5 protein-coding genes and 2 tRNA genes are annotated in these 4,710 nt (G+C 51.5%); all 7 read left to right on the plus strand.

Annotated features, from left to right (window positions below):
* Positions 1 to 161: 161 nt before the first annotated feature.
* Positions 162 to 404, plus strand: a complete 243-nt coding sequence (locus tag DW757_RS16930) for a hypothetical protein (protein WP_008398870.1) — start codon at positions 162 to 164, stop codon at positions 402 to 404.
* 342 nt (positions 405 to 746) lie between these two features.
* The gene (locus DW757_RS16935) at positions 747 to 1,079 is read left to right on the plus strand and encodes a hypothetical protein (protein WP_008398868.1); all 333 of its coding nucleotides are present in this window, start codon (positions 747 to 749) and stop codon (positions 1,077 to 1,079) included.
* 124 nt (positions 1,080 to 1,203) lie between these two features.
* Positions 1,204 to 2,118: a ribonuclease Z gene (locus DW757_RS16940; protein WP_118752311.1), complete on the plus strand. Its 915-nt coding sequence runs from the start codon at positions 1,204 to 1,206 to the stop codon at positions 2,116 to 2,118.
* 73 nt (positions 2,119 to 2,191) lie between these two features.
* Positions 2,192 to 3,229 (plus strand): tRNA (adenosine(37)-N6)-threonylcarbamoyltransferase complex transferase subunit TsaD, encoded by a 1,038-nt coding sequence (tsaD, locus tag DW757_RS16945; RefSeq protein ID WP_118752312.1) that lies wholly within the window; start codon positions 2,192 to 2,194, stop codon positions 3,227 to 3,229.
* Between the two features lie 55 nt (positions 3,230 to 3,284).
* Positions 3,285 to 4,058: a 2-C-methyl-D-erythritol 4-phosphate cytidylyltransferase gene (gene ispD / locus DW757_RS16950; RefSeq protein ID WP_118752313.1), complete on the plus strand. Its 774-nt coding sequence runs from the start codon at positions 3,285 to 3,287 to the stop codon at positions 4,056 to 4,058.
* A 259-nt stretch (positions 4,059 to 4,317) separates the two neighbouring features.
* A tRNA-Ser gene (locus DW757_RS16955) sits at positions 4,318 to 4,403 on the plus strand.
* A gap of 37 nt (positions 4,404 to 4,440) precedes the next feature.
* Positions 4,441 to 4,529 (plus strand) — tRNA-Ser (locus DW757_RS16960).
* Positions 4,530 to 4,710 lie beyond the last annotated feature (181 nt).

A 4,710-nucleotide genomic window follows, 5' to 3' on the forward strand; every position in this document is an offset into this window, starting at 1 on the left:
CATACAGACCTTGGAGAGGGTCTATAAACACTACTACTATATAATACGAGGAAAATGTCACTTTTGCGAACCGCCGCAGGCGGAGAATCCTGCCCCGCAGGATTCTTTTTTATCTCAGGGGAAGGGGCTGATATTTGCACAGAAGAAAGGTGAGAGGGAAAATGAGAAAGTACAAAAAGGACAGGGAGCTGGAATCGGTGCACTGCAACTGGTGCGGAAAACGATTAATGGTGAAGGATGGAATCATGCGGGAGGGCGGAGCGCGGTTTGAAATCGCGTGGGACTATTTTTCGGAAAAGGACGGTGAGCGGCACAGCTTTGATCTGTGTGAAGAGTGCTACGACGAGTTGGTGAACCAGTTCAGGATCCCCGTTGAGGTGGAGGAACAGACAGAACTGCTGTAGAATTTCAGGCGTTTGGCGCAAATGGAGCCTCCAAAATTTGAAAATCGAAAATAATCTAAAAAGGCTGTGGCAACAGAACCTCCGGCAGACTGCCGTATCCGGCTGTCAGAAGAGCGAAGGCTCAGGAGGCGAAGGTTTGACGCAGCCTTTCTGCGTTTTCTGTATGGGTAAAAGAAATGGAAATGGAAATGGAAAAACGGCTGCAGGCGTGTTATGATAGATAGGCAGAGCCAGTCTTAAGCGCTGGACAGGCGAACAGACCGGCCCCCGCCAGGCATTTGTCGGGGCGCAGGAAGGCAGGTCTGTGAGACATACACACGGAAAAAACAGGAGGGACAGCCAGTGACGATTGAGAACAATCCAAAGGAAATTGCTGCGATGGAGGAGTTTCACAAGGGAAACCGGGCCGAGGGGTTAAGGCTGCAGGAGGAGTTTGCGTCAGCCTTCAGGGAGGAGTATAAGGACAAGGATCACTGCCCCTGCAAAAAGGCCTGCCGCTATCATGGAAACTGCAAGGAATGTGTTGCCATACACAGGGCCCACCAGGAGCATGTGCCAAACTGTATGAGACCTCTGTTAAATAAAAAGATTAAGCTCCTCTCTGAGCTCACAGAGCATACGATTGCAGGCGAGATAGAGATGCCGAAGGAGATTCTGAGGAAGGAATTTCAGTAAACTGCAGGGCCTTCCGGATAAACTTGCGAAAGGGAAAGCATTTGTGGTATGATTTTACAGGTTCCGGCACAGGGGCCTGTAAAATCATACTGAACAAAAAGTTTGCAGAGAGGAAATATAGAATATGTTAGATGTTTGTCTGTTGGGAACAGGGGGGATGATGCCGCTTCCATACCGGTGGCTCACCTCCATGATGACGCGGTGTGACGGTAGCAATCTGCTGATCGACTGCGGGGAAGGGACGCAGGTGGCGCTTAAGGAGAAGGGATGGAGTCCCAAACCCATTGATATCATCTGTTTTACCCATTACCATGCAGATCACATCAGCGGTCTGCCGGGGCTTTTGCTCACTATGGGAAATGCCGAGAGGACGGAGCCGGTGACTGTAATCGGCCCAAAGGGCCTGGAGCGGGTGGTGGGAGCTCTCCGCATGATTGCGCCGGAGCTGCCGTTTGAGCTTCGCTTTATCGAGCTGTCAGAGCCGAGAGAGCAGTTTTCTATCGGGCCCTACGTGATCGACGCCTACCGCGTCCAGCACAATGTCATCTGCTATGGCTATGCTGTTTCCATACCGAGAAAGGGAAAATTTGACGTGGAGCGGGCCAGAGCCCAGGAGATTCCTCAGAAATTCTGGAGCCGTCTTCAGAAGGGGGAGACCATAGAGGACGAAGGGAGGATTTTCACGCCTGAGATGGTTCTGGGGCCGAAAAGGCGGGGGATCAAGGTGACCTACTGCACAGACACAAGGCCCGTACCGGTGATTGCCGAGTATGCGAAGGATGCCGATCTGTTTATCTGTGAGGGAATGTACGGGGAGGACGGCAAGGAGGCCAAGGCCAGGGAGTATAAGCACATGACCTTTCAGGAGGCAGCAGGACTGGCCAGGGAGGCCCAGCCCAGGGAAATGTGGCTGACACATTACAGCCCGTCTCTGACGCGCCCTGACGACTATGCAGACAAGGCCAGGGCTATATTCCCGCGGGCAAAGACTGCCAGGGATGGATGGAGCGTGGAGCTTGGCTTTGACGATGAGGAGTAGACGCCGGCAGGACGGAAAACAGAGAGGAAGGAAGCTCCTTAAGGGCTTAAAGGGAAAAGGAGAATAGATAAGAATGAAAAAGCATACGACAGACGAGGATGTTCTGATCCTCGCAATCGAGAGCTCCTGTGATGAGACGGCGGCCTCGGTTGTCAGGAATGGAAGAGAGGTGCTTTCCAATGTGATTTCTTCTCAGATTGACCTTCACACGCTGTATGGAGGCGTTGTGCCTGAGATCGCGTCGAGAAAGCATATTGAGAAAATTAACCAGGTAATTGAGAGCGCGCTTACAGAGGCGAAGGTGACGCTGGAGGATATTACGGCTGTGGCCGTCACCTATGGTCCGGGACTGGTGGGCGCCCTTCTGGTGGGCGTGGCGGAGGCAAAGGCATTAGCCTACGCTGCCAAAAAGCCATTGGTGGGCGTACATCACATCGAGGGCCATGTATCGGCCAATTTTATTGAGAATCCCGATCTGGAGCCGCCGTTTATCTGCCTGATCGTGTCAGGGGGCCATACCCATCTGGTAGTGGTAAAGGATTACGGAAAATTTGAAATTATCGGTCATACCAGGGATGACGCAGCGGGAGAGGCCTTTGACAAGGTGGCGAGAGCTGTGGGACTGGGCTATCCGGGAGGACCTAAGGTGGACAAAGCAGCCAGGGAGGGAAATCCCCATGCTATCGAGTTTCCGCGGGCGAAGGTCGGGGACAATCCTTACGACTTCAGCTTCAGCGGCCTGAAATCGGCTGTATTAAATTATATTAATCACGCTCAGATGAAGGGGGAGACGATCTGCGTTCCCGACCTGGCGGCATCCTTCCAGAATGCAGTGGTGGAGGTGCTGGTTTCTAGGGCTGTCATGGCTGCAAAAGAGTATGGATATGACAAGCTGGCGATCGCGGGCGGAGTGGCCTCCAACTCTGCGCTGAGAGAGGGGATGCAGGCGGCCTGTGAAAAAGAAGGAATTCGCTTCTACCACCCATCGCCGATTTTCTGCACAGACAATGCGGCAATGATTGGAGTGGCGGCCTACTATGAGTATATAGGCGGCGCCCGCTCAGGCTGGGATCTGAATGCGGTGCCGAATTTAAAGCTGGGAGAACGGTAAAAGACGGTTTTCTGACAGGGGGAGAGAACGGAAGGGAGGAGAGCAGAGGAAGGCTATGAAGGAAAAGGAGATAAGCTCAGGGAAGAAGGAGCGGGAAGGCAGAACAGGCCTGATCTCGGCCATTGTGCTTGCGGCCGGAAGCGGGAAGCGGATGGGAACAAAGGTACAGAAGCAGTTTCTGGATCTGGGAGGCTATCCTGTGCTCTACTACAGCCTGAGAGCGTTTGAGGAGAGCCCTGTAGACGAGGTTGTTCTTGTGACAGGGGAGAGACAGATCGATTTTTGCAGAAGGGAAATCGTGGAGAAATACGGCTTTCAGAAGGTAAAGGAAGTGACGGCGGGCGGGGCAGAGCGCTACCACTCTGTATTCAGAGGACTGAACTGTCTGTCTGATGAAGCCTCCCTGGTTCTGATCCATGACGGCGCCCGTCCGTTTGTGGATCGGGGGATCATCGAGAGAACCATAGCAGACGCAGAAAAGTACGGCGCCTGCGTTGCCGGAATGCCCTCAAAGGACACTGTGAAAATAGCAGACGAGGGGGGATTTGCTGCGACTACGCCGGATCGCTCCCTGGTGTGGACCGTCCAGACACCTCAGGCCTTCAGAAGGGAACTGATCTGCAGAGCCTATAAGGCCATGATGGAAAGTGAAGCGCTGCAGCAGGGCATCACAGATGATGCGATGGTGGTAGAGCGTATGACAGGAGAGCCGATCCGGCTGACAGAGGGATCCTATGAAAATATCAAGGTGACAACTCCGGAAGATATGGCAGTGGCAGAGGCTATTTTGAAGAGGAATCAGGATAGAAACGGAGAAAAAACCCTGTAAAATAAGGCAGTTTGGCATTTAAAAGAAAAAATATAAAAAAATTGAAAAAAAGTGTTGACTTATGGCGGCAATGATGATAGAATACCTTTCGTTGCCGCTGAGAGCGACAGCAGAAAGCCTTGAAAACACTGAGAAAAGTGAGGGGCTGCGTCGAGAAAGTTTCATGGAGATGAAGTTTTTGAAAAAGAAAAAACTTCAAAAAAGATGAAAAAATTCTTGACAAACGAAAAACAGCGTGATATAATAGCTGAGCACGTTTGGAGAGATATCGAAGTGGTCATAACGAGGCGGTCTTGAAAACCGTTTGTCCGCAAGGGCGCGTGGGTTCGAATCCCACTCTCTCCGCTCTTGATAGACAAATTTCATATAGAAAGTGTCATCAGCAGAAGTACCCAAGTGGCTGAAGGGGCTCCCCTGGAAAGGGAGTAGGTCGTTAGTAGCGGCGCGAGGGTTCAAATCCCTCCTTCTGCGCTGGATGCTCAAAGGAAGTGAAAGCGACTGAGAGTATCAGAACCTTGAAAACTGAACAGTATGTAAAACCCTGAAAATTCTAAGAACAACAGGCTTATGGTTAAGCCTTGAGGTTCGAGAGAACATTCAGAACAAAACCTAAAGAACAGTAAAACGGTTTAAAAATTAGCCAAGCTAAGTT

Origin of the sequence: Clostridium sp. AM29-11AC (assembly GCF_003480545.1) — a bacterium.
Classification (GTDB): domain Bacteria; phylum Bacillota; class Clostridia; order Lachnospirales; family Lachnospiraceae; genus Otoolea; species Otoolea saccharolyticum_A.

What these genes read in the sequence shown, in the direction of transcription:
- tsaD (WP_118752312.1), top strand. Translation starts at nt 2,192, where the DNA reads ATGAAAAAGCATACGACAGACGAGGATGTTCTGATCCTCGCAATCGAG.
- ispD (WP_118752313.1), top strand. Translation starts at nt 3,285, where the DNA reads ATGAAGGAAAAGGAGATAAGCTCAGGGAAGAAGGAGCGGGAAGGCAGA.
- DW757_RS16930 (WP_008398870.1), top strand. Translation starts at nt 162, where the DNA reads ATGAGAAAGTACAAAAAGGACAGGGAGCTGGAATCGGTGCACTGCAAC.
- DW757_RS16940 (WP_118752311.1), top strand. Translation starts at nt 1,204, where the DNA reads ATGTTAGATGTTTGTCTGTTGGGAACAGGGGGGATGATGCCGCTTCCA.